The following is a 26676-nucleotide window of genomic DNA, read 5'->3' as shown; positions in this document are numbered from 1 at the left end:
CCGGACCGCCCCCCTCACGCGCCCGGGTCACGCCGAGCCGTTACCGGCCCCCGCGTGAACCGCCACCCCTCGAACCGCTGGACGAACCGCCCTTGGAGCCGCTGCCGGACGAACTGCCGCCCTTGGACCCGCTGGTCGAGCCGCCCGTCGAACCGCCGGACGAGATGCCCGACGTGCCGCCCGTGGCCGAACCGCCCGTGTTTCCCGTCGTGGCCGATCCGGAGCTCGTGAAGCGCGCGGGATCGGGCGTGTCCGTCGCTCCGGTTCGGGAGGCGGTCGGCAGCGCGGCGCCGGGGTTCGTGGCCGTCGCGCTCGGGACGGAAACGTTCGTGCGCTTCGGCGGTTTCGGCCGCTTCGACGACTTGCTCCCACCGCCGCCGCATCCCGCCAGGACCAGTACGCCGGCGGTGGTCGCCGCGACGGCGACCGTCCCGGCCCGGAAGATTCGTTTCTTCGTACGTCGCATGCTGCACACGCCCCCGTGGTCGACTGTCATAGGACTGTAGCCGGCCCGACCGGCCGCCGCCGGCATCCCCCTCCCCACGGCGGCCGATTCGGCTCATTCGCAGGCGATACCGTCCCCGTCCCGGTCCAGGTGCGCGCCGTAGCCGGGTTCGCCGCGATGGATCGGCGCGGCGCCGGCGGCCCGAACCGCGGTGCAGTTCTTGTAGTAGACCGGCCCGTCGCCACCGGTGCTGCTGCCGCCCGTCGTGCCGGAGGTGCCGGAGCCGCCCGACGAACCCGTCCCCGCCGAACCGCCGCTCGACCCCGTGCTCTTGCTCCCCCCGGTGCCGACCGAGTCGCCCGCCGGCGTGGCGGGTGCCTTCGACGGTGTCGGCGTGGAGTTCTTCGACGCCGCCGACGGCGACGGCGACGAGGACGGCGGCGCGGAAGGTGTCGGCGAACCCGACGCGGTGGCGGTGGCCGTCCCGCCGCCGCTCTGCGAGGGCTTCGGCGAGCCGGACTTGCCGCCCCCGTCCCCGTCGCACCCCGCCAGTGCCAGGGTCAGCACCACCGCCAACGCCGGCACGACCACCCCCGCACGCCGCCGCGTGGATCCTATTTTCGGCATGCCTGTACCCGATGTGCCCATCTGCGAGTTCCCCCCTCGATATGTGCCGCCCGGACTCTAGCCGCCATCCCCGCCGCTGTCCGCCGGACCCGGGAGCCGGCACCGCTTATCACGTTTGGCCGGGTATCTGGACCGGGCCCCGGAACGCACCTACGGTGCCTGGATGGACCGATTGAGCGCGATGGATGCCGGGTTCTACTTCGTCGAGGACGAGAACGTGCCGATGCACGTCGGATCCGTGCTGATCTTCGACGGGCCCGCCCCGTCGTACGGCGACGTGATCCGGCTGTTCGTCTCGAAGTTGCCGGACGTACCGCGCTACCGGCAGCGGGTACGCACACTGCCGCTGCATCTGGGCCGCCCGGTGTGGGTGGACGACGAACACTTCCAGATCCTCTACCACGTGCGGCACACCGCGGTCCCCGCGCCGGGCGGCGCCGATCAGGTGCGCAACCTCGCCGGCCGGCTGTTCGCGCAGCGGCTGGACCTGACCAAGCCGCTGTGGGAGGTCTGGCTGGTGGAGGGCCTGGCCGACGGCCGCTGGGCGATCATCTCCAAGGTGCACCACTGCCTGATCGACGGCATCGCCGGCACCGACCTGCTACAGATCCTGCTCGACTGGCGCAAGGACCCGGAGCCGCCCGGAGCCGACGAGTCGGCGGACCTCGACCCGTGGCTCCCGGAGCCCGCGCCGAGCACCATGGATCTGATCGCGGACAGCCTGCGGGACACCGTCGCGGCCCCGATCAAGCACCTGGCGGCGGTACCGGCGCTGGCCCGGGAGATGCGCAGCGGCTCGGAGGTGACCGACATCGTCCGGGCGCTGGCCCGCAGCCTGCCCGGCACCGCGCATCGACTCCTGGAGACCTCGGCCGGCTCGCTCAACGGCTCGATCGGGCCGCATCGGCGCTGGGTGTGGGCCGATGCGGAGATCGCCGAGATCAAACGGATCCGGAAGGAGTTCGGCGGCACCGTCAACGACGTGATCCTCACCGCGATCACCCGGGGCTTCCGCGATCTGCTGGCCGGGCGGGGTGAGTTGACGTCGGATCAGGTGGTCCGCTCGCTGGTCCCGGTGTCGGTGCGAGCGCCGCGCGAGCGCAAAACGCTCAACAACCGGCTCAGCGCGATCCTGGTGAACCTGCCGGTCGGCGAGGACGATCCGGCGGCCCGGCTCCGCTCGATCCGCGAGCAGATGGACGACCTCAAACGCAGCCGACAGGCGGCCGGCGCCGATGTCCTCACCAATCTGGGCAACTTCGCCGCGCCGACCCTGCTGGCCCTCGGCTCGCGCACCGCGCTGCGCTTCCCCCAGCGCTTCTTGCAGACGCTCACCACCAACGTCCCGGGCCCGCGCGTCCCGCTGTACATGCTGGGCCGCCCGCTGCGCGAGCTATACCCGTACGTCCCGATCGCCAGCACGATGCGCATCGGTGTCGGCGTCTTCTCCTACCTGGACCACGTCACCTTCGGCATCACCGCCGACTTCGACGCGGTCCCCGACGCCCAATCCCTCGCAGACGGCATCCGCGCGGGCATCGACGAACTCCTCACGGCGGCCGGCGATTCCCCGTGAACTACGCACCGGCGCTGCGCCCGTCCCCCGCCCGCGCCCACCACCCGAGGCACCGCCCGGGCGACCCGCTACGGTACCGAACGGGGTGGAACGGCGGGGGGCGGCACGGTGCGACGCGACGTGGAACCGGCAAGCGCGGCGACGGAGGCCGACGCGCCACGGGAGACGACACCCGAGGGAAGACCGGGGCCGAGCGGACGTACATCCGCCGCGCGCCGTCGCGTGTGGGGCATCGCGGCCCGCGCAGTAGCCGCCGCGGTGCTCGTACTCACCGTCGTGATGGCCCTGATCGCCCGCGATCCCACCCCGGGCGACACCGACGACCTGCTGAGCGGCCTCCGCTCCGGGCGGGTCGACGCGGTTGCCTACGACGCCGACCCGCGCGGCTTCACCGTGCGCTGGTCGGACGGGTGGTTCTCGCTCCGGGAGACGGAGTTCGACTTCGCGGCGCCTTTGTCGCATGGATCCGACGCTCACGTCCCGGAGCCGGGATTCGATCCGGCGACCGAGTTCCGTCGGGTGGTCGAGGCCGCGACACCGGCGGGTGGGCACGTCTCCGTCGACACATACACCAGTGCCCGCCGTCGTGGACCCGACGATCTGCTGCTGATCCCCGCGCTCCTGGGCTATCTCCCCTGGTTGTGGTTGACCCTCGCCGCATTCCTGGTCGGCTTCGGTCTGCTCGTGTCGATGGTGTACGGCGGCCCGCCGCAACTGATGGGCCGGGGCTGGTGGTTCTGGCTGTCCGTACTGACCGGGTTCGGATTCCTGGCCTATCTGCTGTTCGAACGGCGTCTGGGCGGCATGGCGCGCGCCGCGCCGCGTGAGGACACGATCGGGCGCCGGCCCACCGTCGCCGGGTGGGCGATCGTCGTGGGCTGTTGGGGCGTGGCGATCCCGTTCGTGTGGTGCACCTGATCGGTCGTGACCGGCGGGGCGATCACCCGGTGGCGTGTGGGTGGCGGTACGCCGGGGAGTTCGCGGGAACGGCACAATGCCGGGATGAGTGCTTCGCGGGACATTCTTGATCGGTCGGCTGCCGGGCCGGATCGTACTTTGCGGTATGGGTCCGGAGAGGAGCAGGTTGTCGATCTCTGGCAGGCGGCGGGTGGGTCGCGTGGGCTTGTCGTGGTGTTGCACGGGGGGTACTGGCGGGCGCGGTACGACCGGGGGTACACGTACTCGATGTGCGTCGCGTTGGCGGCCGAGGGGTATACGGCGGCGACCGTCGAGTATCGCCGGGCCGGGCAGGCGGGGGGTGGCCGGCCCGGGACGTTCGAGGACGTGGCCGCCGCCGTCGATCTGCTGGCGGCGCAGGTCCCGGAGCCGATGCTGCTGCTCGGCCACTCCGCCGGCGGGCACCTCGCGGTGTGGGCCGCGCTCCGCGATCGGGTGCCGGCGGGTGGCCCGGGTCGGCTGTCCGCGCCGCCGGCCCTGGCGGGGGCGATCGCGCTGGGCGGCGTACTGGACCTGGACGCGGCGCTGAAGCTGAACCTGGACGACGGCGCGGCGGCCGAGTTCCTGCCCGACCACTCCGAGCCTGTGCTCGCCGAGACCGACCCGGTCCGGCTGGCGGCGGGCGGGGTCGGCGGGCGCCGGCTGATCCTGCTGCACGGCGACGCCGACGAGCAGGTCCCGATCGCGCTGAGCCGAACGTTCGCGGCCGTCTCGGGAGCGGACCTGCGCGAACTCCCGGGAATCGGCCACTTCGAGCCGGTAGACCCGCTCTCGACGGCCTGGCCGGAGGTCACCCGAGCGGTCGCCGACGTGCTGGGCTGATCAACAGCGGCCCCGAGCCCAAGGCTCGTCAGCCGCGATTCGCCAGCAACACCCCGACGCCGCCGATCGCGATCCCGGCCAGCGTGGTCACCCGCAACGACTGGTCGAGCAGGAGCCACGCGAGGAGCGCGGTCGCGGCCGGCGTCAGGAAGAACAGCGTGCCGACCCGACTGGCCGAGGACCGCCGCAACATCAGGTTGAGCAGCGTGAACACCCCGATCGAGTTGACCAGCACCATCCACGCGAGCGTGCCGAGGAACGGTCCCCACGCGCCGATGTGCGGCGTCTCGAACAGCAGCGACCCCAGGCCGATGAACGGCGCGCTGACCAGGAACTGCACGGCCGTACCGGTGCGCAGGTCGACGTCCTGCACATAGCGCTTCTGGTACACCGTGCCCACGCTGAGCCCGAGCAGCCCGACCACGGCCAGGACCAGCGCCGGGATCGACGTACCGGCCGGACCGGAGACGGCGAGCACGACCCCGATCGTGCCCAGGCCGAAGCCCAGCCACTGCCGCACGCTCACCCGCTCGCCGAGGACGCGCCCGGCCAACAGCGCGATCAGCACCGGATTGAGCCCCTGGACGAGGGCCGCCACCGCTGCGGACATGCCGAGCGACAGCGCCGTGTACAGCGCGCCGAACTGGACCGCCTGGAACAGCAGTCCGGCCACCATCACGTGCCCGAGCCGTCGACCGCGCGGCCACGGCGCCCGCACGACCAGGGCGAATACCCCGAGCAACGCTCCGGCGAGCACGAACCGGAAGAACATCAGCAACAACGGCGGCGCCGCGTCCACCCCGATCGCGGCGACGATGAACCCGCTGCTCCACAGCAGCACGAACAGCGGCGGAACCGCCTTCCCGGCCGCGTCCCTCCGCCGCTCCCGCCCGGCTTGCCGCCCGGGTTCCCGCCCGGTCCGATCCGGCGGGTGACCGACGGCCGTGGGTGCCGACCGGACGCCCGGAGCGACGTGCTGCCTGCTGTCCTGGGTGGTGTCTGCGACGGTCACTGGGACCCACTCCCGATCGACGAGAAGAATAACTGCCCAATCCGGTTACTCAGCCTGACCCGTCCGACACTAACCTGTCAAACGGGTTATCCTGAGGGGGTGGCCTACACCTTCAGCGGCGGCGACGTCGCACTCGACCTGATCGGCACCGTCCAGGCGCGCCGCACCGAGGCGCGCGACCTTCTCGACACGCCGACCTCGCTCGCGTCCTGGACGGTCGCGGCCGGCCTCGTGGACACGCTTCCGGCGGTGGACGAACGCGGGCTCGCGGACACGATCGAGTTGCGCGAGGCGATGTACCGACTGGCCCTCGCCCGCGAGACACCGCAGGGGTACCCCGGGCCCGACCGCGCGACGCTCAACCGCTTCGCGGCCGGCGAGCCGGTCCGAGTCGCGCTGACCGCGGAGGGCCGAGTGGAGCGCACCGGCGACCTCGCGGCGGTGCTGGCCGAGATCGCCCGCTCGGCGATCACGTTGTTCGGCGGCCCGGACGCGGACCGCATCAGGGAGTGCGGGGCGCCGCTGTGCACCCGGCTCTACGTGGACACCTCACGCCACGGCAGCCGCCGCTGGTGCGACATGCGCGGCTGCGGCAACCGGGCCAAGGCCGCCGCGTTCCGCGCCCGCCACCGCGGCGAGCCGGAATCCGCCGACGCCTGAGCGGAGTCGGCGCGCGCCGGCTCCGCGGGCGCGCACGCGACCGGCCGGGTCAGGCCCGAGCGCGCGACCGCCCCCGCGTCAGCGCCCGCCGAGCGTCGACGCCAGGATGCGCAGCGCCCGGTCCACCACGTCCCGATCCGCGCCCGCGATCGGCTCCAGGAGCCCGTCGAGCGCGTCGATCCGCGCCCGCATCGCCGTCCGGGCACAGCGCCGGCCCGCCTCGGTGAGGCAGACCAGCACCGAGCGGCCGTCCTCGGGGTTGGGCCGGCGCTCGACCAACTCCTTGCGCGCGAGCCGGTCCACGCAGTGCGTCATGCCGCCGGAGGAGTACATCACCAGCGGCCGCAACTCCCGCAGTGTCAGGCCCGGTTCGTCCGGCCGGGTGGCCAGCACGGCCAGCACCATGTACTCCGGCGCGGTCAGGTCCAGCGCGCCGATGCTGCGCCGGTCGAACTCCTCCATCGCGATCATCGCCTGATGCATCCGCACCACGAACCCGACCGAGGACGCCTGCACGTCCGGCAGCACCGCCGACCACGCGGCCACCACGGAGTCGGCGTAGTCGGCCTGTGCATCGCTCACGTCGTACTCCCTGGCAGCGCAACCCCACTCGGTCCCGGCCGCCACGGTAGCGGCGAAGGCCCCGGGCCGGCGCTAAGCGGCCGGTGCCGTGCACGGCGCGCCGCCGCACACGTCGACGACCCACCCGCCGGCCAGGAAGATCGCCTTCTGCTGCCGCGCCACCGGCGAATTGCGCGGGTCCGAGTGCGGATCGTGCCCGTACTCGGGCCCGATCGGCGGCGTATTGGTCACCGGCGGAGCGGGCGAACGGCTGTCCCAGACGACCAGCGCGGAGCCCCGGTACCGCCCGTGCGGCAGCGGCCGGATCCCCCAGTACGGGTCCCGGTCCGGGTTGCGCCCGGCGGCGATCGCGGGTTCGTGGATCCGCGCGCCGATCGTGCGCGCCTCGACCTCGGCGGTCACCGTGGAGACCTGGTGGTCTCCGAACGCGATCTGCATCAGCACGTCGTGGCGCGGCGTACCGGGCAACGATCCCCGGCCGAGGCCGCTCGCGTAGCCGTTGGTCTCGCCTCGGTCCCAGAGCATCTGGAACAGCGAAAGCACCACCTGCTGATCGAGCCTGTCCGGATAGGTCGCGTCCAGGATCCGTCCGTACGGCCCGAAGTCGGAGCTGCGGTTGAGCAGCACGCTGTAGTTCATCCCGGTGACCCCGAGCACGCCGCGTTTGATGTCCCGGGACACCGCGACCAACGATCCGCCGAGGATGCCGCCCTGGCTGTTGCCGTCGAAGACCAGCCCCTTCGAGGTGTCGATCAGCGGTCGGCCGGCATCGGTACGAAACGCCGGGTCGGCACTGAAGCCGCGCTCGTGGATCATGTCCCGGCCGAGGAACAGCGCGTTCAGGAACCCCTGTTGGGTGCGATCCGGCACCGCGCCGAAGCTGCCGAGGTCGGCCAACGCCCGGGCTACGGTGGGCAGATCCTCGTCGGCCATGCCGATCCACTTGGTCGCGCAGAACGTGATGCCGTGCTCGGCGGCCATCGCCTTGACGTTGCCGCCGCCCACCTCGTTGTTGCTGCCGAGCAGGCCGTGACCGTACAGCGACGCCTGCGACGGGGTGTCGAACGCGCTGCGCGGAATCTCGCAACGGAACTGTGCCTGCTGGGTGTTGCCCGGCAGTTGGCGCGGCAGCCCGTCCCGCCCGAGATTGAGCGTGGAACCGGTGGGCCCGCCGGGGCGGTCGAGGTAGCTGGGCACGGTGACCGTCCCGGTGACCTCGCGCGCGATCCGCGAATCCTCCTGCGGCGTGGTGTTCTTGACACCCGTTACGGTGAACCGCGGAGCCTGGTCGCCGAGTCGGCCGAAGGCGTCGTCGCGCATCCGCAACATGCCCGCGGTGAGGTTGTGTTCGCTCGCGACGGTGAAGTCCCAAGCCAGGTACAGGTCACGGCGCTCGACACCGGCCCGGTCCAGCCGGTCGAGGACCGGCCGCAGGCGCGCCTGGCGAGCCGCCAGGGGGTCGCGGCGCGGGAGGGTGCGGCCGGCGACCTTGGCGAACGTCTCGGGCGCGGCGAGCGGTCGGCCGTCGGCGCCGCGCAGGTTGCGCAGGCCGACCACGTAGTGGTGGCCCGGTACGAAGTTCCGCGCGGGGTGGACCAGCAGCGCCTGCCGGGTCGGTTCGACGGCGTTGGCGTCGAGTTCGGCCCAGTACGGCCACCGTTCGCCGGTATCGGTGTCCAGGACGACGATCGGTGCGTCGTGGGCGAGCGAGGCGCCGACGTCGGTGACCGGGGCCGCGCCGCTTCGGCCGAGGTCGACGCCGGGGACCCGGGTGGTCAGCGTCGAGCCGGGCGAGAAGCCGTCGTTGCGATTCCACGCGTCGGGGGTGGCGCCGTGCGGCATCATCGCCGCCGAGAAGGCGACCCGCCGCCCGGTCTCGGTGTGCCGATCGGCTTGCGTGTACCAGCCGTTCGGGAACGGCAGCAAACACGCCCCCGGGTCGATCGGGTCGCACCCCGGTTCGCCGCCGGGGCCGTCCGGATGGGCCTCGGCGGCCGGTGGCACCAGGAACACCAGGAGCAGCGCGGCCACGGCGACGATCGTCGCGGGCATCCGGCGTCGGGAACGCACGCGGGGGCGGGGCAAGGTTCGGCTCACTATTCCTCCAACTCCTACGGCGAGGGCTGTGCAGGAATATCAACCGACATCTTGCAGGGCGGGCGGCACGAGGGGAACGGGCAACGCGGGACCCGGCGATCGGCGCGTGGGCATCGCCGATCCACACTCGTACGGCGCAGCCCCGAGCGCGGTCGCCCATCCGCTCGACGACGATGGTTCGATGACGCCGTCCCGGACGCAGCCGCGCAGGCCAGGGCAGGCGCGGGCGTGACCGCCGTACTGGTCGCCGCCGGCGCCTTCCTGATGACCCTGCTCGGCGGCTGGGTGGCGCAGCGCATCGGCGATCGCCGGCATCTCGTACTCGGCCTCGCCGCCGGACTGATGCTCGGCGTGGTCGCGTTCGACCTGCTGCCCGAGTCGTTGTCGGCGGCGGGTGGGCGGATCGGCGGGGTGCCCCAGGCGCTGCTGATGTTCGTCCTGGGCTTTCTCGTGCTGCACGTGGTCGAGCGTTCGGTGGCGATGCACCGGGGCCACGAGAGCGAGTACGCCCCGCACGCCCATCACCACGGCCCGACCATGGGCACCGACGGCCGGGTCAAGGGCATCGGACTGACCGCCGGCATCGCGCTGGTCGGGCACAGCGTGATGGACGGCTTCGCGATCGGCGCCGCGTTCCAGGCCGGCACCACCGTCGGCACGACGGTGGCGATCGCGGTGGTGGCGCACGACTTCGCCGACGGCTTCAATACGTTCACCGTCACCCGCATGTACGGCAACGGCCGCCGCCGGGCCCTGACCCTGCTGGGCGCGGACGCCCTCGCGCCGGTGGCGGGCGCGGCCCTCACGCTGGCGTTCACCATCCCGGAGCACGCGCTCGGCCTGTACCTGGGTTTCTTCGCCGGCTTCCTGCTCTACCTCGCCACCGCCGACATCCTCCCCGAGGCGCACAGCCCACACCCGTCGGGCTCGACGCTGCTGTGCACGGTGGCGGGTGTGGGGTTCCTGTGGCTGGTCATCTCGTTGGCGCAGTAGGCGGCGCGGAGGGCGCGGGTCGGCTCGCCGCCCGCCCCCGTGTTCAGCGGATCGGGCCCATCCGTTCGATCAGGTCCCAGCGGTTTCCGTACAGGTCGCGGAAGACGGCCACTATCCCGTACTTCTCCCGGCGCGGCGGCTCCTCGAAGACCACGCCCGCCGCCAGCATGCGGGCGTGCTCGCGCGCGAAGTCGTCGGTGTACAGGAACAGTCCGACCCGGCCGCCCGTCTGGTCCCCCACCCGGGAGCGCTGCTCGTCGTCCACCGCCTTGGCCAGCAGTACGGCCGCCTCGTTCGGTCCCGTGCCGGGCGGGGCGACCACGACCCAGCGCTTCCCGTCCGCCATCGGGGTGTCCTCGCGCAGGTCGAACCCGAGCGCGCCGGTATAGAACGTGATCGCCTCGTCGTAGTCCCGCACCACCACCGCGACCAGCCCGAGCCGATTCATCGGCCCACCCCGACCGGTACCCGTGTGGCAACGCCCTCGATGGTCATGCGGCCCAAGCTACCTTCCGGGTCTGCCATCCGACCGGGACGGGTCGTCGACACACCGGCGGGTTGGTCCCGGCGGGCGCGGGACCGGGCGCTCCCCTCGGATTCCGCTGTGGGCGGACCTTCTTGCCTTCCCCTCGTATCGGCGTAACTTGAATTACATGATTACAACGAAGCAGGAAGCAGTGCGCGGCTGGTTCACCGGACGCCTGCCGGAGGGCCTGTTCACCGCACTGGTCGAGGTGACCGTGGACCGCGAGGAGATCACCGTCATCGGCCGCATCCCCGAGCCGGAACTCGCCGAGGAGGTCTCGGCCGACGAGCGGGAGGCCGCGCTCGACGGGCGGATCGCCGAGTTCCGCGAGCGCACCCGCGAGGACCGCATGGCGGTGGCCCGCGAGGCCGAACGCCGCTTCGGCCGCAAGGTGTCGTGGGGCGTCGAGTGCGGCGGCACCCGCGCCCTTTACACCAACGTCTCCGTACCCGTGATGACCCGGCTCCGCCAGCCCGAACGTCAGGTCCTGGACACCCTGGTCGCGGGCGGCGTCGCGCGCAGCCGCAGCGACGCGCTGGCCTGGTGCGTGCGCCTGGTGCAGCGCAACACCGACACGTGGCTGACCGACCTGCGCGACTCGCTGGAGCACGTCGAGCGGGTCCGCTCCCAGGGGCCCGACACCCCCGGCGAGTAGAGCCCCCGGACCCACGCGCGCCGTGCCCGTCGCCCACCCGCGACGCGGCACCGGGTATGGCGCGCGGCGGCGGCTTCCCTCGACCCGAGTGAGATCGGCGCTCGCAAACGAGAGCAGTGCTCTTGACTTGGAGCACGGGACGCAGAATGATGCTCTCGGGTGAGAGCGGTGCTCTCGCAAGCCACGGGGAGGCTCGCATGATCGTGCTCTATTGGACCGCGATGTTGTTTCTGTTCCTGGCCGAGTTGGCCGCCGTCGCGGCCACCGCCTACTGGGGCTTCACGCTCGCCGCCGGGTGGGCGGTGCGGATCCTGGTCGGGTTGGCCGCACCGACCGTGATGATCCTCCTCTGGGGTCGGTTCGCCGCCGCCAACAACGCCGATGCGCTGACCGGGCTTCCACGCGTGTTGTTCGAGATCGTCTGGTGGGGCGCCGGCATCGTCGCCTTCGTCGCGGCGGGCCTGCTCCCCGGCGCGATCGGCGTCGCCGTCGCCCGCCTCACCGGCCTCGGCGCCCAGCGCGGCAAGGCCCACGCGGCACGCCGCTGAGCCGCGCCCCGGGGCCCTGTCCGGCGGCTCAGGCCAGGCGCCGGCGCAGCCAGTGCAGCGCGCCGTGGGCCTGGGCGCGTTGGAACGGACGCAGGGTCGGGAGGCCGTCCGGGGCCGGCCGCAGGGAGTTCGCGGCGAAGAATCCGGCGGCGGCGGCCAGTACGGCGGTGACCCGGTCCGGGTCCACCCCCCGGCGGGCCAGATGGGCCTCGATCGGGTCGACGGCGGTGTCGCCGTTGTGCATGATCACGCTCGGCGCCATCAGGACCACGTCGATCCAGGACGCCCCGCGCACGGCCCACGGCCAGTCGACGAACACGACCCGGTCCGGGGTCAGCAGCATGTTGTCCGCACGCAGGTCGCCGTGCACCAGGGCGGTGCCCTCGGCGGCGGTCGGCCAGTACGCCTCGTGCGCGGCGATCCGGTCGACGTTGGCGCACGTCCACGCGCCGAACGACTCGGGATCGAAACCGCGTCGCCACGCCCCGAAGGTGACACCCAGCGCCTCGGCGACGGTGGGCACCTCGATCGGGGACGGGTCCAGGACGGCGCCCAGGTCGGCGCAGGCGGCCAGGACCCGGGTCAGGTCCTGCGGGCGCCACGGCTGAGCCGGCGTGTGGCCGTCGATGTCCTCGAAGGCCAGCGCCACCCAGCCGTCGAGGTCGACGTCGGCGAGCAGGCGCGGCACGGGGGCGGCGGGCGGGAGGGCGGCGGCGACCCTGGCCTCGGCCCGGTGCAGGCCGGGCGCGTCGGGGTTCGCCTCGGCGCCGACGGCCTTGACGAATGCCCGCCGGCCGTCCGCGAGTTCGACTCGGGCGGCGATGCCGGGCGAGAATCCGCCGACCTGGGTAACGGCCCGCACGACCCGGGCGCCGAGCCGCGCCTCCACCGCCGCGCGCAGCCCCTCCGGTGCGGCCTCCCACGGCACGCGCACCCCGGAGGCCACGGGCGCGGCCTCGGACATCCCGGGCGCCTCCGCCTCGGGCGACCTTGTACCGGCCCGCTGCGCGCTGCTCTCGCTGGTCATCGGACCAGGATTTCCGTCCGCCGGCGCCCGGGCAAATCGTTATCCATGTCCGCACCGCGACCGGAATCGACGACCCGGGTCCGCGCCGGGCCCGATCCGTGTCGTTCCGCGCCCGGATCCGCGCCGGCGGCTCCGCCGTTACCGTTCCGTCCAACTTCGGACATGTGATGTCCACCTGGCACACCGTGGGCCGCCGCTACCGTGACGGCCATGATCCGCATCCCTGTTTCCCACCCCGGAGTCGTCCGGTGATCGGTTGGTTCGAAGCCGTCGTACTCGGCTTGGTCCAGGGACTCACCGAGTTCCTGCCGATCTCCTCCAGCGCGCATCTGCGCATCGTGTCGGCGTTCGCCGGCTGGGAGGACCCGGGTTCGGCGTTCACCGCCGTGACCCAGATCGGGACGGAAAGCGCCGTCCTGATCTACTTTCGCAAGGACATCGGCAACATCGTCGGCACGTGGGTGAAGTCCCTCTACACGCCGTCGCTGCGCGGTGAACTCGACGCGCGCATGGGCTGGTACATCATCGTCGGCACGTTGCCCATCGGCGTACTCGGCCTGATCTTCCAGGACACGATCGAGACCACGTTCCGCGATCTGCGGCTGATCGGCACCACGCTGATCGTGTTCGGTCTGATCCTGTTGGTCGCGGACCGAATAGCGCTGAACAACCGGGGCATGGAGAAGCTCAACGGCAAGGAGTCGCTGATCTACGGCTTCGCCCAGTCGCTGGCGCTGATCCCCGGTGTCTCGCGCTCGGGCGGCACGGTCACGGCGGGTCTGCTGATGGGGTATCGCCGCGAGGTCGCGGCGCGCTACTCGTTCCTGCTGGCCATCCCGGCGGTACTGGCCTCCGGCGGCCTGGAGCTGTTCAAGATCGGCGAGGGGCCGGCGCCGGCGTGGGGGCCGACGATCGTGGCCACGCTCGTGGCGTTCGTGGTCGGCTACGCGGCGATCGCCTGGTTCCTGAAGTTCATCAGCACGCACAGCTTCACCGTGTTCGTGGTGTACCGCGTCGTCCTGGGGCTGGTCGTGCTCGGCCTGGTGATCTTCGGCGCCCTCGAACCGACGGCGGGCGCGGCGAAGTAGGTCCGCGCCGATCCGGAGAGCCGTCCGGCCCCGCCGTGTCCGCCCGTACGCCGGAATCGAACATCGTGTTCGAACACCACCGCCATACACCGCGCACACGGCGAGGCCGAACGGGCCGGCGTCGCTCGCGTCACTCGTCCCCGAGCATCGCGAACACGAAGGCCAGCCGTCGGTCGACCCACGGCGCCAGGATCCGGACCGGCTTCCCGCGCCCGTCCGTCGTCATCACCAGGTCGCCGGCCGCCTTCCAGGCGAGGACGCGCGGGCGTACCGGACCGATCGAACCGTCGGGGCCGCCGAGCACCGTGTCGAAGGTCAGGCTCAGCGCGGTGTCCGCCGTGTGGGCGGCCAGGCGGCGCGGATCGGTCGTCGCGAAGAGGTTGCGGCCGACGATCTCGGGCCGGCCGGGCTGGTCGATCCGCCACGTGTGCTTGAGCGGTCGCCGGGTGGGCGGAATGCGCCGGATGGTGCCGACGGGTTCACCGTCGGCGGCGCGGACCCGGTCGTGTCGTACGTCGTCGATCGTCTCGGCGGGGTCCACCGTGCAGAGCAGGTCGCCGTTGGGGAGGTACAACGAGCGGCGGTCGTTCCCGGCGAGCGCACACGGGGTGAAGAAGTCCTCCGGGCCGCCGCCGCGCAGGATCCGCACGCCGACCGCAGAGCCGGCCGCACGCTTGTTTGTCCCGTCGCTCGACAACGAGCCGTAGCGGAACGCGGTGACGCGCTGCCAGTCGGGCGCGTCGGGGTCGAACCCGGCACCGGAGTCGGTGTCGAGACCCGGTTCGGCGTCGGCGCCCGGTTCGGAGTCGCGACCCGGATCGCCCGTCGCGACGGGATCCTCCGAGCCCGGTACCGACGCCGTATCCACCCCGGCCGTCGGCTCCGCCTCGCCCCGTCCCCTGCGCCGCCCGAACACCATCCGACCCCCGGTCCTCCTCCGTCACGACACGTCGACCCGCGCGCCGGTCGCACCGTCGTACGACCGGACCATCCGCGCTCGACCGTATCGGGCGGGCTCAGTCCACCCCGAAGTCGTCCCCCGCGTCGTCCTCCACCTCGTCGCCGAAGTCGTCCTCGAAATCCGCGCCGTAGTCCTCGCCGAAGTCCTCCTCGAACCCGGCGCACACCGCCTTGCGGCCGCCGCTGCGCAACTCGACCCGGAAGCGCCGGCTCAACGCGGCGACCACGAGCAGACCGCGCCCGGCCTCGGCGTCTTCCAACACCTCCACCGGGGACGGCAGCGAACACGGCAGGTGATCCAACACCTCGACCCACAACATCCGGCCGTGCAGCGAGGCGGACACCTCGTAGTCGCCGTAGTCGCCGGCGTGTTCGACCGCGTTCGAGGCCAGTTCGGAGGTGACCCGGACCGGGTCGTCGGACTCGAACCCGACCCGCTCGCAGAAGCGCCGCACGTGGGCCCGCGCGGCGGAGACGGTCTGCGGTTTCGACACGAGCCGTACGGTCGAACGTGTCCTGGACACGGTGGTGGCCACGTCTCCCCCTCCAGTCGGTCGGGCTGCTGAGAGCACCGTGATCGAATACTTCCTGGAAACGGGCCCGAACTGCGATTTCCGGTCACCGACCGACCGCGATCTGGTAGAAACCGCGGCAAGATCGATGGACTACTTGGAAGTTACCGAATCCGAGGCGCTTCCGGGCGGATCGTTTGGCAAAGAAAACCGCGCGTCGGACCGGACATCCCACACCCGGGCCGGCAACCAGCCGTCGTACCCCGGGAGTTCGTCGAAATCCCAGGTCAGCCTACCGAGCCGAGGGAGGTGGGCGCGGCGAAACGCGGACAACGACGCGTCGACGGAGCATCGAATCGCCGACGACGAACGACCCGACCCCCGCTGGGGATCGGGTCGTTCGTCATCCGGGCGAATGTTCGAGGGGCCGGGCTCAGAAGCGGATCGAGCGCTCGATCGACTCGAGGTCCCGCAAGCGTTCGGTCGCGCTGCTCGGGGCCGAGGACAACATGTAGATCGGCACCACGCCGGTGTCGATCACGGTGACCCGGAGCCGGAACGGCGCCACGTCGCGGTCCTCGGGGGTGCTCTCGATGTCCATCAGCCACGCGTTGCGCCCGTCGAGGCGGGTCGCCTCGCTGGAGCGCACCACGTCCTGGGCCTTGGCCGGGTAGATCAGTTCGAGTTGGGCCCGGCCGACGGTCTCCGCCGTCTCCGGCATCGATCGCGGCTTGGCGGTCACGTACGCCTTGGTGTCGACCACGCCGACCATGAACGTGCCGAGCGGGTTGTTCGGGTCGGGCGTGGGCTTGGCCGTGGGGTCGCTCGTCCTGGGGTCGACGGTGGAGGCGACCGAGGAGTACAGGCCGACGTACGGGTCCGGGGGCTTGGCGTACCAGCCCTGGGGCAGCACGTACGACACGTGCGCCTTCTCGTCGCGGATCTCGCCGGGCCGGGCCGAGCGGGTGGCCGCGGGGGGCGCCGACTCGCCGTCGCCGGCGTTGTCGTCGCCCGGTCCGCACGCGCCGACCGCGATCAGCGCGGCCAGCGTCGCTCCGAGGGCCGCGCGCCTCATCCCAGGACCTCCGCGTCGCCCCCGTCGACCTCCACGTCGCCCGCCTCGACCGCGGCCCGGTAGGCCGCCTCGACCTCGCTCGTGGCCGCGCCCTCCCGGTCGAGCAGGTGCGCGTACAGCAGGCGCGAGCCGGCCAGGTCGGCGTCGAGCGCGCGCCGGATGTGCTCCCGGGCGGCCTCGGTCCGGCCCGCGTCCAGTTCGGCGTCGCCGAGGTCGACCAGCGCGTCCTCCTGGCCCGCCTCGACCGCGCGGGTCAGCCAGGCGATGCCGTCGTCGACGGCGTCACCGTTGAGCAGCAGCCGGCCGAGGTTGGCCATCGCGAACTCGTCGCCCGCCTCCGCCGCCGGGCGCAGCAGCGCCTCCGCCTCGGCGGCCCGGTCGAAGTCCTGGAGGAAGGCCGCGAAGTCGTTCGACGCGTCGGGGTCGCCGGCCTCGATCGCCGAGACGTACCAGCGCTCGGCCGCCTCCGGCTCGTCGAGCGCGTCGGCAAGCAGGTTGGCGATCGGCAGCGCCCAGCGCGTCTCGCCCAGCCGGTGCCGGTCGATCAGCAGGTCGACCGCCGCCTCCGCCCGGCCGGTGACCTCCAACAACTCGCTCAGCGCGTCCACAGCCTCCGCGTCGCCCTCGGCCAGCGACTGGCGCAGCACCACCTCGGCGGTCTCGTCGCCGCCCGCGAACATCAGTTCGCCGGCCTTGCGCCGGGCTTCGGGCGCACCGGCGTCGGCGGCTTCGAGGTAGAGCTTGACGGCGACGTCCATGCGTCCCTCGCGCACTGCTTGGTCGGCCTGGGCGAGGTGGTTCGTGCCGGACATGGTCCTGCTTTCGGATCGCGGGGCGTAGGCCCACGAGCCTGCCACATCACCGGGCTTTCGACGTGGTCGGCACGGACGGCGCCCGCCGGGGCCGGGCACTCGGCCGGTGCGTGCCGCCGCTCGGAGACCGGCGTGCCTGCGCTCAGAACGGATGCGGCGCGATCTCCCCCCGCATCGTCACCCACTGCGTCTCGGTGAACGCCTCGATGTTGGCCTCCGGGCCGCCGAACCGGGCGCCCGTACCCGATGCCGCCTGGCCGCCGAAGGGGGCGTTGGCCTCGTCGTCGACCGTCTGGTCGTTGATGTGCACCAGGCCGGTGGGGATCGCGTCGGCGACCCGCATCGCCTGCCCGACGTCGCCGAGGATGCCGAGCGAGAGGCCGTACTCGCTGTCCCGGGCCAGCGCGATCGCCTCCTCGACGGTGCCGAACGGGACGACCGGTGCCACCGGTCCGAACACCTCGTCGGCGTACGCGGGCATCGTCGGCCGCACGTCCGCCAGCACGGTCGGCCGATAGAACAGCCCCTCGTACGTGCCACCGGCGGCCAGGCGCGCGCCCGCGGCCACGCTGTCCCGGACCAGGCCGTCGATGCGGCGCAGTTGCCGCTCGTCGATGATCGGGCCGAGCGCCACGTCCTCGGTCGCGGGGTCGCCGACCGGCAGGTGGTCGGCCTTCGCGGCCAGGGCGGCGACGTAGTCCGGGTACAGGCTCTCGTGGACGAGGTGCCGGCCGGTGGCCATGCAGATCTGGCCCTGGTGCAGGAACGAGCCCCAGGCGCCGGCCGCCGCGGCGCGGTCGAGGTCGGCGCCGGGGAGCACGATCAGCGCGTTGTTGCCGCCCAGTTCCAGGTGGGCGCGCTTGAGCAGGCGTCCGCAGGTCTCGCCGATCCGGCGGCCGGCGGCGGTGGATCCGGTGAACGAAACGATCCGTACCTCGGGGGCGGACACCAGGGCCGCGCCCGTATCGGCTCCGCCGGGCACCAGGTGCAGTACGCCGGCGGGCAGTCCGGCCTCCTCCAGGATCCGGGCGAGCACCACGCCGCCGCCGATCGCCGTGCGCGGGTCCGGCTTGAGCAGGACGGCGTTGCCGAGCGCGAGCGCGGGCGCGACCGAGCGGATCGACAGGATCAGCGGGTAGTTGAACGGCGCGATCACGCCGACCACGCCCGCCGGACGGCGGCGGGCCAGGCTCCAGCGCGGCTGGGTCGACGGGAGCACCAGGCCCTGCGGATGCGCCGCGAGCGCCGACGCCTCGAAGCACTCGGCCGCGGCGAAGCCCACCTCGACGGCCGCCTTGGCCGGGACCGATCCGGACTCGCGGACCAGCAGGTCCCGGATCTCCTCGGCGTGCCGCTCGAACAACAGCCCCGCGCGACGCAGTACGGCGGCGCGCTCGTCGTACGGCCGGGCCGCCCAGTCGCCCTGAACCGCGGCGGCGGCCGTCGCCGCGCGGGCGACGTCGGCGGGGTCGGCCGCGCCGACCACACCCAGCACCTTCCCGGTCGCGGGCGCGACCGCCTCGTACGTCCCTCCCGACCCGGGCGTCCACCGCCCGTCGAAGATCTTCCCGGTCCACGTGCCGTCGGCAAGCAACATGCGGCGTCCTCCCAGGCGATCGGCCGCGCGGGTCGCGGCGGACCTGCTCGCGACCTCGACGTGCCGGATACGCCCGGATGTTGCTACGGATTCCTCGCCCGCGAACCGATTCCTTCCACCCACCGGAAGGGTGGACGTGTCGTGTGATGGGGTGTCCTCATGACCACCGCGACCTCGCCCGTGATCTCCCTCGGCTTCCGCACCGACCTGATGCTGCTCACCCTCCAGGGCAGCCGCGTCGAGGAGCGGGACGGCTACCGGGTCGTCCATACGCCCGCCAACCCCACTTTCCACTGGGGCAACTTCCTCCTCCTGCCCGCTCCCCCGGCCCCCGGCGCCGCGGCCCGCTGGGTGGACACCTTCCGTCGGGAATTCCCCGACGCGGACCACGTGGCGCTCGGCGTCGACGGCACGGACGGTGCCGCCGGCGACCCGGCCGACCTCGCCGGCGCCGAGCTGCACGTCGAGCGCGGCACGGTCCTGACCGCCGCGTCCCTGCGCCCGCCGGCCCGCCCCAACACCACCGCGACCTACCGCGTCGCCTACAGCGACGACGACTGGGCCCAGGCGCTCGCGCTCAACGAGGCCGGCAACACGGACTTCGAACCCACCGCCTACCGCGAGTTCGCCGCCCGCCGCCTGGCCGGCTTCCGCGCGCTGCAAGAACGCGGCCACGGCGCCTGGTTCGGCGCCTTCGAGGACGGCCGACTCCGCGCCGGCCTCGGCCTGTTCACCGACGGCCGGGGCCTGGCCCGCTACCAGACCGTCGGCACCCACCCGGATCACCGCAACCGCGGCCTGGCCTCCGGCCTGGTACACGCCGCCGCCGAGCACGCCGCGACCCACTGGTCCGTGACCACCCTGGTCATCGTCGCCGATCCCGACTACGTGGCGATCGACCTCTACCGCCGCCTGGGCTTCGCCGGCACGGAAACCCAGATCCAACTCCAGATCGTCCCCACCTGAGCCCGCCGGGCATTGCGTCAGGGGCGGGCGAAACCGATGGCGGCTTCGCCGGTGTACATCAGGAACGTGAGGGTTTCCTGGAAGTAGAGGTGGATGCCCGCGTCGTCGTGGGACAGGTAGCCGATGGACAGGTCCTGGCCCAGGCGCAGTTCGTAGTCGCCGCCCCGGGTGGACAGCACGAACGCGCCGTCGATGGCCGGAGCCCAGATCGGTTCGCCGGCCAGGATTCGGGTCAGGTGTTGGCGGATCGGGTAGCCGTGGTCGGCGGCCTCGTTGACCGCGGTGTACGCCTCCGGGCCGAGCACCAGGTGGTACGGGCCGTTGACGCCGGCCAGGCGCAGTTCGGTCAGCGCCCGGCTGACCGCGTCCGGATAGTCGCGGGCGTCGGTCGGGAGCGATACCGGCACGTTCGTGGACGCCCGGCGGATGCCCTCGATCGACGCCGCCGGGTAGCCCTCGAAGATCAGCCGGTCCTCGGTGAACCCCATCTTGCGCGCCGCGTCCTTGACCGGCTGCCAGTCCGCGTCGGCGGCGCCGCGCTCGACCGCGTCGACGGCGCTGCGGGCCACGGTGAACGGCACGCGCAGTTCGATCAGGGGGCGGGATCGGCGGCTGCGGGCGAGGACTCCGTCGGCGGGCGGCTCCAGGTCGGTCAGGTGGCCGGTGCCCACGCCGGCCGCCGCGCTCCCGTCCGGCCCGGTCACGTCGACGACGCGCCGGCCCGCGACGTGCTGCTTGAACGTACGCCTGGCCTCGTCCTCGAGGTCGGCCCACGCGGCGTCGGAGATCGGGGCGAGTTCGCGGTGGAGGTTGTTCATGGGGTGAGGCTCCTGGTTTCGGGGGCTGGTGCGGGGTGGGCTGCGGGGTCGACCGAGTCGTCCGGATCCGGGTCGGCCGCGCCGAGTGCCCCGATGCCGAGCGAGCCGTCCGCGCGCAGCGCCGCCGGTGCCGGGTCGGCCGGGGCCGCGCGCTCGATCAGCGCGTCCGGCGGGCCCGGCGGGTCGTCCAGGAAGTCCGCCGTCGGCACGAAGAACAGCCCGCCGGTGACCGCCGTCGAGAAATCCAGGATGCGGTCGTAGGTGCCGACCGGGCGGCCGATGAACATGTTCTCCAGCATCTGCTCGGTGACGCTCGGCGTGCTGGAGTAGCCGATGAAGTAGGTGCCGAACTCGCCGCTGCCCACCGACCCGAACGGCATGTTGTCGCGCAGGATGTCGCGCTCGGTGCCGTCCGGGTCGGTGATCGTGGTGAGCGCGACGTGCGAGTCGATCGGCTTGACGTCGTCCGGCAGTTCGAGGTCGGACAGCTTGGTCCGGCCGATCACCTTCTCCTGCGCCTCCACGGGCAATGCGTTCCAGGCCCGCATGTCGTGCAGGTACTTCTGGACCATCACGTAGCCGGCGCCGACGAAGTTCGGGTCCTCCTCGGCGGTGATCGTGACCGCCTCGAACGCGTCCCGCCCCTCCGGGTTTTCGGTGCCGTCGACGAAGCCCATCAGGTCTCGCTGGTCGAAGTAGCGGAATCCGTGCACCTCGTCGACCACGGTCGCCGCACCGGCCAGCCGGTCGGTCAGCACGGTGGCCAACTCGAAGCACAGGTCGATCGACCGCGCGCGCAGGTGGAAGAGCAGGTCGCCGGGTGTGGACACGGCCCGGTGCTTGGCGCCCACCAGTTCGCGGAACGGGTGCAGTTCCGCCGGGCGCGGGCCCGCGAAAAGCCGATCCCAGGCGTGTGAGCCGATGCCGACGACACACTTCAGGTCGCGCTCGGGGAGCCGGAAGCCGACCGAGCGGCGCAGTCCGGCCAAGTCGGCGAGCAGGTCGCGGACGGTGGCCTCGGCCGCAGGGTCGGTGTCGATGGTCAGGACCAGGAACATCGCCGTCGTGGCCGGCAGGCCCAAGATCTCCTGCGGCCGGGGCGGCGGCGTCGCGTCGGTCTGTACGCACATGCCGTGGCAGATCGACGGATCGCGCGCACGGCAAACCTGATTCGGCCGAGGCGATCATGGGTGGGGCGCGCCCGCGTGGGGGCGGGTGGGGCGACGATAGCCTTCCCGAGCGGGTCGAAAACGGGTGCGGCGGCGAGTGGTTGGGGGCGGGATGGAGTGGAGTTTCACTCGGACGCGGCTGCGTGAGGGGTACGCGATCGCCGAGGTGGACGCGTTTTTGGCGCGGGTGCGGGGCAGCCTGGACGGCACGGCGGCGGTGCCGGTGACGGCGGCTCAGGTGCGTGAGCAACGATTCGCCACGGTGCGGCTGCGTGAGGGGTACGACGAGCACGAGGTGGACGCGGCGCTCGACGAGATCGAGGCGAGGTTGGCCGCGCGGGCGGGGTCGTGGGGGTCGGCGGGGGCGGTGGTGGACGCGGGCGCGGGCGCGCCGGCGGCGGGCGGGGCGGCTTCGGGTTGGGCTTCGGCTTCGGCGGACACCCACGTGGGGGTGAACCGGTTCGCCGAGGCTCGGGCGGAGGCCGATGTGAAGGCGGTCGCGCTGCGGCCGGCGGGCGAGCGGTTCGACGTGGTTCGGCGCGGCTACGGCCGGGACGAGGTGGACGCGCTGGTGGGTCGGGTCGATGCCGCGCTGGGGGGGCGGATGCGGCTGGCCCCGGAGCAGGTGCTGGCCGACCGCTTCGACATCGCCCGACGCGGCTACGACCGCGCGCAGGTGGACGCGTGGCGCGACCGGGCCGCGGACCTGCTGGTGCGCCGGGGGCTCGGCGAGACGACGGCGGGCTGAACCCGGTGCGGTGGCCTCAAGCGCCGGCCGGGCTTTTTGGCCTCAAGCGCCGGCCGGGCTGAGTGACCCGGCCTCCGGCCGAGGTGGCCTCAAGCGCCGGCCGGGCTGATTCGCCTCAAACGCCGGCGGGGCTGATTTGGCTTCAAGCGCAGGCCCGGCTGTTCGCCTCAAGCGCCCGCCGGGCTGAGTGACCCGGCCTCCGGCCGAGGTGGCCGCAAACGCCGGCCGGGCTGATTCGCCTCAAACGCCGGCGGGGCTGATTTGGCTCAAGTGCCGGCGAGGGTGATTTGGCGCCCGGTCGGGCCGATTTGGCTTCACGTGCTGGTTGGGTTGATTGGTGGGCTCGGGGTGTTGGCGGCGTCGTTCGGCGAGTTGTTTTGGGGGATGAGGTAATGGTCCCGGCCGGTGCCGAGTCGTGCGTCGGCGGTGAGGTGGGGGCTGCCGCAGGTGGGGTGGGTCGGGGTGGCTTGGGGTTACCAGGGGATTGGGCCGTTTTCGGTCAGGAAGGTGGCTGTTGGGCCGTACTTGTCCGCCGTTGCCATGTCGACCGCGATGGTTGCGCCCTCTTCTGCCGTGCGTGTACCGGTGTGGCGGTTGAGGTCGGTTGCGCAGTAGCCGGGGCTTACCGCGTTGACCAGGATCCCTTCGGTGCGCAGTTCGTTGGCGTAGAGCGCGGTGATCGCGTTCAGGGCGCTTTTCGAGGTGCAGTACGGGAGGAGCATCGAGGAGTACGGGGACCATGGGCTGCCCGGGTCGGCCAGGTGGGTGAGGGAGCCGAGTTCGCTGGACATGTTGACGATCCGTGCGGCGGCGGAGCGGCGTAGCAGCGGGAGCATCGCGTGGGTCACCGCGATGACGCCGAACACGTTGGTCTCGTAGACCTGCCTGACGGTGGCGGCGACGGTTTCACTCGGCTTTTGCGGTCCGGCGGCGATCGCGGCGTTGTTGACGAGGATGTCGAGGCGGCCGAACGTGGCGTCGATGTACTTGGCGGCGGACTCGACCGACATCTCGTCGGTGACGTCCAGCGGTATGAACCGTACGTCGGCGCCGTCGGCGCGAAGCTCCTCGGCCGCCGCCTCGCCCCGCTCGGCATCGCGGGCGCCGATCAGCACGGTGATGCCGAGGGCCGCGAGCCTGCGCGCCGTTTCCTTGCCGATGCCCTTGTTCGCGCCGGTGATCAGGGCGGTCTTCTGCGAAGTCGTCGTCATGACACCCAGCCTCCCCTGGCCCATGGGCGGCAGGGAAAGACCGGGCGACTCTGGATCTATAGTCCACGGATATGAATGAGCTGGAGGTGCGGGAGCTGAGGTACTTCGTCGCGGTCGCCGAGGAGTTGAACTTCAGCCGGGCCGCGGAACGCCTTGGCATGGCACAGCCCCCGCTGTCGAAGGCGATCGCTCGGATGGAATCCCGGCTCGGTGTACGCCTGTTGGAGCGCACCACCCGGCAGGTGCGGCTGACCGCCGCCGGTGGGGTGCTGCTCGACCAGGCCCGGATCGCGGTCGACGCGGTGCACGCGGCGGCCCGGCGGGCACGTCGGGCCGGTCAGCCGACACCCCGGCTCGTCGTGGCGGTCAAGCCGGGAGGCGATGCGGGGTTGTTGCGGGAGATCCTCGACGCCTACCGGGGAACGGGTGCGCATCTGCCGCCGCCCGAAGTCGTCGTCGGCGGCAGCGGGGAGCCGATCGCCATGCTGCGGGACGGCCGTGCCGATGTGGCGCTGCTGCGCAGCCCGTTCGACGGCCGGGGGCTGGATTCCCAGACGCTCGTGGTCGAGCCGCGGCTGGCCGTACTCCCCGCCGCGCACCGCCTGGCCAAACGCCGGCGACTGCGGCCGGCCGACCTGGCGGGCGAACCGATCCCGCGCTGGAAGGGGGCCGCCCCCGCCGCCCTCGCCTACTACACGGGAAGCGACGAAGCGGAAGCAGGCGATGGCCGCGCGGCCTCGGCGCCGGCCGACCCGCCCGAGGGGCCGCTCGTGGCGAGCGTCGAACAACTCCTGGAGGTGGTCGCGCTGGGCCAGGCGGTGGCGTTCCTGGCGCTGTCCACCACGAAGCGGTACCAGCGCCCGGACATCGCATACCGGCCGGTCACCGGCCTCAGCCCCAGCGCGGTCGTGGTCGCCTGGCCGGAGACCTCACGATCCCCGGCCGTCGCCGCCTTCGTCCGAGCCGCCCACGACGTCGCCGCCGACCACCCCGACCACCTGAGCGCGCCGGCGTAGTGACCGGGGCACTCACCCCCGGGGCTCACCGCTCAGCCGCCACCGCCGCTCCCGTGCGGATCACCTGGCGGATGGCCTCGCCGCTTGCCAACGCCTCCATCGCCTCGTTCAGGTCGTCCAGTTCGACCGTGCCCGTGTGCAGCAGTTCGACCGGCATCTGCCCGGCCCGCCACAGGGCCAGGTAGCGGGGGATGTCGCGGCGGGGCACCGCGTCGCCCATGTACGAGCCGATCAGGGACTTGCCCTCGCCGGCGAAGGCCAGCGCCGGCACCGCGTCCAACCGCCGACCCGGCGCGGGCAGGCCGACCGAGACCACCCGGCCGCCTCGGCCCACCGCCGCCAGGCAGTCCGCGATCACGCCGGCGCTGCCGACCGCCTCGATCACCACGTCCAGGCCGTCGCCGACCAGGTCGCCGATCGCGCCCACCGCCTCGTCCGGGTGGTACGCGTGCGACGCGCCGAGCCGCAGCGCCAGGTCGCGCTTCGCCGGGACCGGGTCGACCGCGACGATCGGGTACGCCCCGGCCGCCCGCGCGCCGAGCACGGCGGACAGGCCGACCCCGCCGAGGCCGAACACCGCGACCGACTGGCCCGGACGTACCGCCGCCGTGTTGATCACCGCACCCGCCCCGGTCAACACCGCGCAGCCGAACATCGACGCCACCTCGAACGGCACGTCGCGCGGGATCGGCACCACCGACTCCTGCGCCACCACGGCCAATTCGGCGAACGCGGACACCCCGAGCTGGTGGTGCACCACCGCGCCGTCCGCGTCCCGGAGCAGGGCCGGCCCGTGCAGCAGCCCGCCCGAGCCGTTGGCCGCCGCGGCGGCCGAGCACAGCGCCGGCCGGCCCTCGTCGCACCGCACGCAGTGGCCGCAGCTGGGCACGAACACGAGCGCGACGTGCTCCCCCGGCGCGACCCGGTCCACGCCGGGCCCGACTGCCTCGACCACGCCGACCGCCTCGTGCCCGAGCGCCATCGGCAGCGGCCGGACCCGGTCGCCGTTGACCACGGACAGGTCGGAGTGGCACAGGCTCGCGGCGGCGATCCGCACCAGCACCTCACCCGCACGCGGCTCGCCCAGTTCCACGTCCTCGATCGCGACCGGCCGGCTCGTCCCGTACGGCCGGGCCTGCGAGGTCGCGCGCAGCACGGCCGCCCGCATCCTCACGGCGCGACCTCGCGCGAGGTGAGCCGGACCACGTCCCGGCTCACCAGCAGCGGCACCACCTTGCCGAGCACGATCTCCCGAAAGTGCGCGGAGGCGCAGTGCGCGGTGAAGTCGGCCTCGGCGTCGTACTCCTCGACGAGCACGATCGTCCGAGGCTCCTCCGTGCCCTGGTGTACGCGATAGCTCCGGCAGCCGGGTTCGGCCAGCGAGTGGCGGGTCATCTCGTCGAGCAGGGTCAGTACCTCGTCCTGCGCGTCGGGGTGGGTGAGATAGCGGGCGACGACTACGTAACTCAAGGGTGGTTCTCCTACGGACTACGGAGCGGAGGAAGCAGAGGAAGCAGGGGGCGGGGGCGGCGCGGTCGCGCCGAGCCGGTCGCGCCGCAGGTCCCACAGCCGGGGGTCGGACGTGGCCACGGCGACCGCGCCGAGCGCGAGCGCGGCGGCCGCGTCCTCGGCGGTCTCCACGAAGCCGGCCGCGACGAACGGCGACATCGCGCGTTTGGCCTCGGGGGTCATCCGGGCCACGATCGGCGACGGCATGATCTCGACCAGGTCGGGACCGCCACGCGCGATCGCGTCGGTGCTGCGGCGCATGTTGGAGCGGTCGGTGACGAACACCTTCTGCATGGTCAGCAGCCCGAGCGGGCGGCCCTTCTCCATCAGCGAGAGTCGGGTGCTGACCATGCCGTGAGCGCCCATCGCCTTGAGGAATTCCAGCGCGCCCTTGTCCTGGGCCAGGCCGGGGCAGCTGTCCACGTTGACGAACACCGTCTTGCCCGCCCTGCCGAGCAGCTGCACGATGTTCGGCAGCTGCCCGACCGGGATGGACGCGAGGATGCACACCTGTGCGGGCGCGCCGAGGAAGTTCTGCAGTCGCTGGGGTCCGATGATCGACGCGATCACGGGTACCTCGGCGAAGGCGGACGAGAGCACGGAGGACATCCGGGGCGCGCTCGCGGGGCGTCGGCTGGCGTTCATGACCTACCTGGGACTGGGTCTCG

General features: G+C 72.6%; 29 protein-coding genes and 2 pseudogenes. 14 read left to right on the top strand and 17 right to left on the bottom strand.

Going from position 1 to position 26676, the window contains the following annotated elements; all coding sequences use genetic code 11:
* Positions 1–92: 92 nt before the first annotated feature.
* Entirely contained in the window at positions 93–506 is a 414-nt protein-coding gene (locus ACMXN5_RS28515) for a hypothetical protein (RefSeq protein WP_439677642.1), read from the top strand.
* Between the two features lie 53 nt (positions 507–559).
* Here the strand turns inward: ACMXN5_RS28515 and ACMXN5_RS28510 are convergent, their stop codons facing one another.
* Positions 560–1072 (bottom strand): excalibur calcium-binding domain-containing protein, encoded by a 513-nt coding sequence (locus tag ACMXN5_RS28510; RefSeq protein ID WP_439677641.1) that lies wholly within the window; start codon positions 1070–1072, stop codon positions 560–562.
* A gap of 163 nt (positions 1073–1235) precedes the next feature.
* Here ACMXN5_RS28510 and ACMXN5_RS28505 point away from each other — a divergent pair, with 163 nt between their 5' ends.
* The 3 genes from ACMXN5_RS28505 to ACMXN5_RS28495 all read left to right on the top strand — a co-directional run bounded on the left by ACMXN5_RS28505 (position 1236) and on the right by ACMXN5_RS28495 (position 4427).
* Complete coding sequence (locus tag ACMXN5_RS28505; protein ID WP_439677640.1) at positions 1236–2648, top strand: WS/DGAT/MGAT family O-acyltransferase; 1413 nt, start codon at positions 1236–1238, stop codon at positions 2646–2648.
* A 222-nt stretch (positions 2649–2870) separates the two neighbouring features.
* Entirely contained in the window at positions 2871–3566 is a 696-nt protein-coding gene (locus ACMXN5_RS28500; protein ID WP_439677639.1) for a hypothetical protein, read from the top strand.
* An 84-nt stretch (positions 3567–3650) separates the two neighbouring features.
* Positions 3651–4427 (top strand): alpha/beta hydrolase family protein, encoded by a 777-nt coding sequence (locus ACMXN5_RS28495; protein ID WP_439677638.1) that lies wholly within the window; start codon positions 3651–3653, stop codon positions 4425–4427.
* Positions 4428–4455: 28 nt separating this feature from the next.
* On the opposite strand, the gene ACMXN5_RS28490 is transcribed toward ACMXN5_RS28495, so the two are convergent.
* Entirely contained in the window at positions 4456–5439 is a 984-nt protein-coding gene (locus tag ACMXN5_RS28490) for a DMT family transporter (RefSeq protein ID WP_439677637.1), read from the bottom strand.
* Between the two features lie 99 nt (positions 5440–5538).
* Between ACMXN5_RS28490 and ACMXN5_RS28485 the strand changes: the two genes are divergently transcribed.
* Positions 5539–6099, top strand: a complete 561-nt coding sequence (locus ACMXN5_RS28485; RefSeq protein ID WP_439677636.1) for a CGNR zinc finger domain-containing protein — start codon at positions 5539–5541, stop codon at positions 6097–6099.
* Positions 6100–6177: 78 nt separating this feature from the next.
* Here ACMXN5_RS28485 and ACMXN5_RS28480 read toward each other — a convergent pair whose 3' ends face one another.
* A complete protein-coding gene (locus ACMXN5_RS28480; RefSeq protein WP_439677635.1) occupies positions 6178–6681 on the bottom strand; it encodes a MarR family winged helix-turn-helix transcriptional regulator in 504 nt (167 codons plus the stop codon).
* 72 nt (positions 6682–6753) lie between these two features.
* Positions 6754–8733, bottom strand: coding sequence for a hypothetical protein (locus ACMXN5_RS28475; protein WP_439677634.1), 1980 nt, complete (start codon positions 8731–8733; stop codon positions 6754–6756).
* A gap of 309 nt (positions 8734–9042) precedes the next feature.
* Between ACMXN5_RS28475 and ACMXN5_RS28470 the strand changes: the two genes are divergently transcribed.
* Positions 9043–9771: a ZIP family metal transporter gene (locus ACMXN5_RS28470; protein WP_439678099.1), complete on the top strand. Its 729-nt coding sequence runs from the start codon at positions 9043–9045 to the stop codon at positions 9769–9771.
* A 43-nt stretch (positions 9772–9814) separates the two neighbouring features.
* Here ACMXN5_RS28470 and ACMXN5_RS28465 read toward each other — a convergent pair whose 3' ends face one another.
* On the bottom strand, positions 9815–10219 hold the full coding sequence (locus ACMXN5_RS28465; protein WP_395790663.1) for a VOC family protein: 405 nt from the start codon (positions 10217–10219) through the stop codon (positions 9815–9817).
* Positions 10220–10424: 205 nt separating this feature from the next.
* Between ACMXN5_RS28465 and ACMXN5_RS28460 the strand changes: the two genes are divergently transcribed.
* Together ACMXN5_RS28460 and ACMXN5_RS28455 are read left to right on the top strand one after the other, a co-directional pair.
* Entirely contained in the window at positions 10425–10952 is a 528-nt protein-coding gene (locus tag ACMXN5_RS28460) for a hypothetical protein (RefSeq protein ID WP_439677633.1), read from the top strand.
* A gap of 197 nt (positions 10953–11149) precedes the next feature.
* Positions 11150–11500 (top strand): YrdB family protein, encoded by a 351-nt coding sequence (locus ACMXN5_RS28455; RefSeq protein WP_439677632.1) that lies wholly within the window; start codon positions 11150–11152, stop codon positions 11498–11500.
* 28 nt (positions 11501–11528) lie between these two features.
* Here the strand turns inward: ACMXN5_RS28455 and ACMXN5_RS28450 are convergent, their stop codons facing one another.
* Positions 11529–12527 carry an aminoglycoside phosphotransferase family protein gene (locus tag ACMXN5_RS28450; protein WP_439677631.1) on the bottom strand — a complete coding sequence of 333 codons (999 nt, stop codon included), beginning with the start codon at positions 12525–12527 and terminating at the stop codon, positions 11529–11531.
* A 251-nt stretch (positions 12528–12778) separates the two neighbouring features.
* Here ACMXN5_RS28450 and ACMXN5_RS28445 point away from each other — a divergent pair, with 251 nt between their 5' ends.
* Entirely contained in the window at positions 12779–13615 is an 837-nt protein-coding gene (locus tag ACMXN5_RS28445; protein ID WP_439678098.1) for an undecaprenyl-diphosphate phosphatase, read from the top strand.
* 130 nt (positions 13616–13745) lie between these two features.
* On the opposite strand, the gene ACMXN5_RS28440 is transcribed toward ACMXN5_RS28445, so the two are convergent.
* The 5 genes from ACMXN5_RS28440 to ACMXN5_RS28420 form a co-directional block, all read right to left on the bottom strand.
* Positions 13746–14483 carry a hypothetical protein gene (locus ACMXN5_RS28440; RefSeq protein WP_439677630.1) on the bottom strand — a complete coding sequence of 246 codons (738 nt, stop codon included), beginning with the start codon at positions 14481–14483 and terminating at the stop codon, positions 13746–13748.
* Between the two features lie 148 nt (positions 14484–14631).
* A complete protein-coding gene (locus ACMXN5_RS28435; protein ID WP_439677629.1) occupies positions 14632–15069 on the bottom strand; it encodes an ATP-binding protein in 438 nt (145 codons plus the stop codon).
* 451 nt (positions 15070–15520) lie between these two features.
* A complete protein-coding gene (locus ACMXN5_RS28430; RefSeq protein ID WP_439677628.1) occupies positions 15521–16162 on the bottom strand; it encodes a hypothetical protein in 642 nt (213 codons plus the stop codon).
* Positions 16159–16974 carry a hypothetical protein gene (locus ACMXN5_RS28425; RefSeq protein WP_439677627.1) on the bottom strand — a complete coding sequence of 272 codons (816 nt, stop codon included), beginning with the start codon at positions 16972–16974 and terminating at the stop codon, positions 16159–16161. Before ACMXN5_RS28425 ends, ACMXN5_RS28430 begins: the two co-directional genes overlap by 4 nt.
* A 142-nt stretch (positions 16975–17116) precedes the next feature.
* Positions 17117–18571, bottom strand: coding sequence for a benzaldehyde dehydrogenase (locus ACMXN5_RS28420; RefSeq protein WP_439677626.1), 1455 nt, complete (start codon positions 18569–18571; stop codon positions 17117–17119).
* 159 nt (positions 18572–18730) lie between these two features.
* Between ACMXN5_RS28420 and ACMXN5_RS28415 the strand changes: the two genes are divergently transcribed.
* Entirely contained in the window at positions 18731–19537 is an 807-nt protein-coding gene (locus tag ACMXN5_RS28415) for a GNAT family N-acetyltransferase (RefSeq protein WP_439677625.1), read from the top strand.
* A 17-nt stretch (positions 19538–19554) separates the two neighbouring features.
* On the opposite strand, the gene ACMXN5_RS28410 is transcribed toward ACMXN5_RS28415, so the two are convergent.
* Together ACMXN5_RS28410 and ACMXN5_RS28405 are read right to left on the bottom strand one after the other, a co-directional pair.
* On the bottom strand, positions 19555–20355 hold the full coding sequence (locus ACMXN5_RS28410) for a family 1 encapsulin nanocompartment shell protein (protein ID WP_439677624.1): 801 nt from the start codon (positions 20353–20355) through the stop codon (positions 19555–19557).
* Positions 20352–21485, bottom strand: a complete 1134-nt coding sequence (locus ACMXN5_RS28405) for a Dyp-type peroxidase (RefSeq protein WP_439677623.1) — start codon at positions 21483–21485, stop codon at positions 20352–20354. Before ACMXN5_RS28405 ends, ACMXN5_RS28410 begins: the two co-directional genes overlap by 4 nt.
* 151 nt (positions 21486–21636) lie before the next feature.
* Here ACMXN5_RS28405 and ACMXN5_RS28400 point away from each other — a divergent pair.
* From ACMXN5_RS28400 to ACMXN5_RS28390, 3 genes and pseudogenes are all read left to right on the top strand, one after another.
* Positions 21637–21714, top strand: a pseudogene (locus ACMXN5_RS28400) (DivIVA domain-containing protein); the annotation flags it as partial.
* A gap of 27 nt (positions 21715–21741) precedes the next feature.
* A pseudogene (locus ACMXN5_RS28395) lies at positions 21742–21855 on the top strand (DivIVA domain-containing protein); the annotation flags it as partial.
* A gap of 273 nt (positions 21856–22128) precedes the next feature.
* On the top strand, positions 22129–22272 hold the full coding sequence (locus ACMXN5_RS28390) for a DivIVA domain-containing protein (RefSeq protein ID WP_439678096.1): 144 nt from the start codon (positions 22129–22131) through the stop codon (positions 22270–22272).
* Between the two features lie 473 nt (positions 22273–22745).
* Here the strand turns inward: ACMXN5_RS28390 and ACMXN5_RS28385 are convergent, their stop codons facing one another.
* Positions 22746–23483, bottom strand: coding sequence for an SDR family oxidoreductase (locus tag ACMXN5_RS28385; RefSeq protein WP_439677622.1), 738 nt, complete (start codon positions 23481–23483; stop codon positions 22746–22748).
* A gap of 71 nt (positions 23484–23554) precedes the next feature.
* On the opposite strand from ACMXN5_RS28385, the gene ACMXN5_RS28380 reads away from it, so the two are divergent.
* Positions 23555–24499: a LysR family transcriptional regulator gene (locus ACMXN5_RS28380; RefSeq protein ID WP_439677621.1), complete on the top strand. Its 945-nt coding sequence runs from the start codon at positions 23555–23557 to the stop codon at positions 24497–24499.
* Positions 24500–24524: 25 nt separating this feature from the next.
* Here ACMXN5_RS28380 and ACMXN5_RS28375 read toward each other — a convergent pair whose 3' ends face one another.
* The 3 genes from ACMXN5_RS28375 to ACMXN5_RS28365 are packed head-to-tail and all read right to left on the bottom strand — an operon-like array spanning position 24525 to position 26653.
* Positions 24525–25673, bottom strand: coding sequence for an alcohol dehydrogenase catalytic domain-containing protein (locus ACMXN5_RS28375; RefSeq protein ID WP_439677620.1), 1149 nt, complete (start codon positions 25671–25673; stop codon positions 24525–24527).
* Positions 25670–25969: a putative quinol monooxygenase gene (locus tag ACMXN5_RS28370; protein WP_439677619.1), complete on the bottom strand. Its 300-nt coding sequence runs from the start codon at positions 25967–25969 to the stop codon at positions 25670–25672. Before ACMXN5_RS28370 ends, ACMXN5_RS28375 begins: the two co-directional genes overlap by 4 nt.
* An 18-nt stretch (positions 25970–25987) precedes the next feature.
* Complete coding sequence (locus ACMXN5_RS28365) at positions 25988–26653, bottom strand: glycerol-3-phosphate responsive antiterminator (protein WP_439677618.1); 666 nt, start codon at positions 26651–26653, stop codon at positions 25988–25990.
* Between the last annotated feature and the right edge of the window lie 23 nt (positions 26654–26676).

The sequence above is a fragment of the Embleya australiensis genome (assembly GCF_051903075.1).
Taxonomy (GTDB): domain Bacteria; phylum Actinomycetota; class Actinomycetes; order Streptomycetales; family Streptomycetaceae; genus Embleya.
The sequence above is the reverse complement of the archived record's forward strand: the minus strand, read 5'-3'. Positions and strand labels throughout refer to the sequence as shown.

What these genes read in the sequence shown, in the direction of transcription:
- ACMXN5_RS28475 (WP_439677634.1), bottom strand. Translation starts at nt 8,733, where the DNA reads ATGCCCGCGACGATCGTCGCCGTGGCCGCGCTGCTCCTGGTGTTCCTG.
- ACMXN5_RS28380 (WP_439677621.1), top strand. Translation starts at nt 23,555, where the DNA reads ATGAATGAGCTGGAGGTGCGGGAGCTGAGGTACTTCGTCGCGGTCGCC.
- ACMXN5_RS28450 (WP_439677631.1), bottom strand. Translation starts at nt 12,527, where the DNA reads ATGACCAGCGAGAGCAGCGCGCAGCGGGCCGGTACAAGGTCGCCCGAG.
- ACMXN5_RS28465 (WP_395790663.1), bottom strand. Translation starts at nt 10,219, where the DNA reads ATGAATCGGCTCGGGCTGGTCGCGGTGGTGGTGCGGGACTACGACGAG.
- ACMXN5_RS28460 (WP_439677633.1), top strand. Translation starts at nt 10,425, where the DNA reads ATGATTACAACGAAGCAGGAAGCAGTGCGCGGCTGGTTCACCGGACGC.
- ACMXN5_RS28415 (WP_439677625.1), top strand. Translation starts at nt 18,731, where the DNA reads ATGACCACCGCGACCTCGCCCGTGATCTCCCTCGGCTTCCGCACCGAC.
- ACMXN5_RS28505 (WP_439677640.1), top strand. Translation starts at nt 1,236, where the DNA reads ATGGACCGATTGAGCGCGATGGATGCCGGGTTCTACTTCGTCGAGGAC.
- ACMXN5_RS28420 (WP_439677626.1), bottom strand. Translation starts at nt 18,571, where the DNA reads ATGTTGCTTGCCGACGGCACGTGGACCGGGAAGATCTTCGACGGGCGG.
- ACMXN5_RS28410 (WP_439677624.1), bottom strand. Translation starts at nt 20,355, where the DNA reads ATGAACAACCTCCACCGCGAACTCGCCCCGATCTCCGACGCCGCGTGG.
- ACMXN5_RS28385 (WP_439677622.1), bottom strand. Translation starts at nt 23,483, where the DNA reads ATGACGACGACTTCGCAGAAGACCGCCCTGATCACCGGCGCGAACAAG.
- ACMXN5_RS28510 (WP_439677641.1), bottom strand. Translation starts at nt 1,072, where the DNA reads ATGCCGAAAATAGGATCCACGCGGCGGCGTGCGGGGGTGGTCGTGCCG.
- ACMXN5_RS28425 (WP_439677627.1), bottom strand. Translation starts at nt 16,974, where the DNA reads ATGTCCGGCACGAACCACCTCGCCCAGGCCGACCAAGCAGTGCGCGAG.
- ACMXN5_RS28470 (WP_439678099.1), top strand. Translation starts at nt 9,043, where the DNA reads ATGACCCTGCTCGGCGGCTGGGTGGCGCAGCGCATCGGCGATCGCCGG.
- ACMXN5_RS28495 (WP_439677638.1), top strand. Translation starts at nt 3,651, where the DNA reads ATGAGTGCTTCGCGGGACATTCTTGATCGGTCGGCTGCCGGGCCGGAT.
- ACMXN5_RS28390 (WP_439678096.1), top strand. Translation starts at nt 22,129, where the DNA reads ATGCGGCTGGCCCCGGAGCAGGTGCTGGCCGACCGCTTCGACATCGCC.
- ACMXN5_RS28405 (WP_439677623.1), bottom strand. Translation starts at nt 21,485, where the DNA reads ATGTGCGTACAGACCGACGCGACGCCGCCGCCCCGGCCGCAGGAGATC.
- ACMXN5_RS28365 (WP_439677618.1), bottom strand. Translation starts at nt 26,653, where the DNA reads ATGAACGCCAGCCGACGCCCCGCGAGCGCGCCCCGGATGTCCTCCGTG.
- ACMXN5_RS28430 (WP_439677628.1), bottom strand. Translation starts at nt 16,162, where the DNA reads ATGAGGCGCGCGGCCCTCGGAGCGACGCTGGCCGCGCTGATCGCGGTC.
- ACMXN5_RS28455 (WP_439677632.1), top strand. Translation starts at nt 11,150, where the DNA reads ATGATCGTGCTCTATTGGACCGCGATGTTGTTTCTGTTCCTGGCCGAG.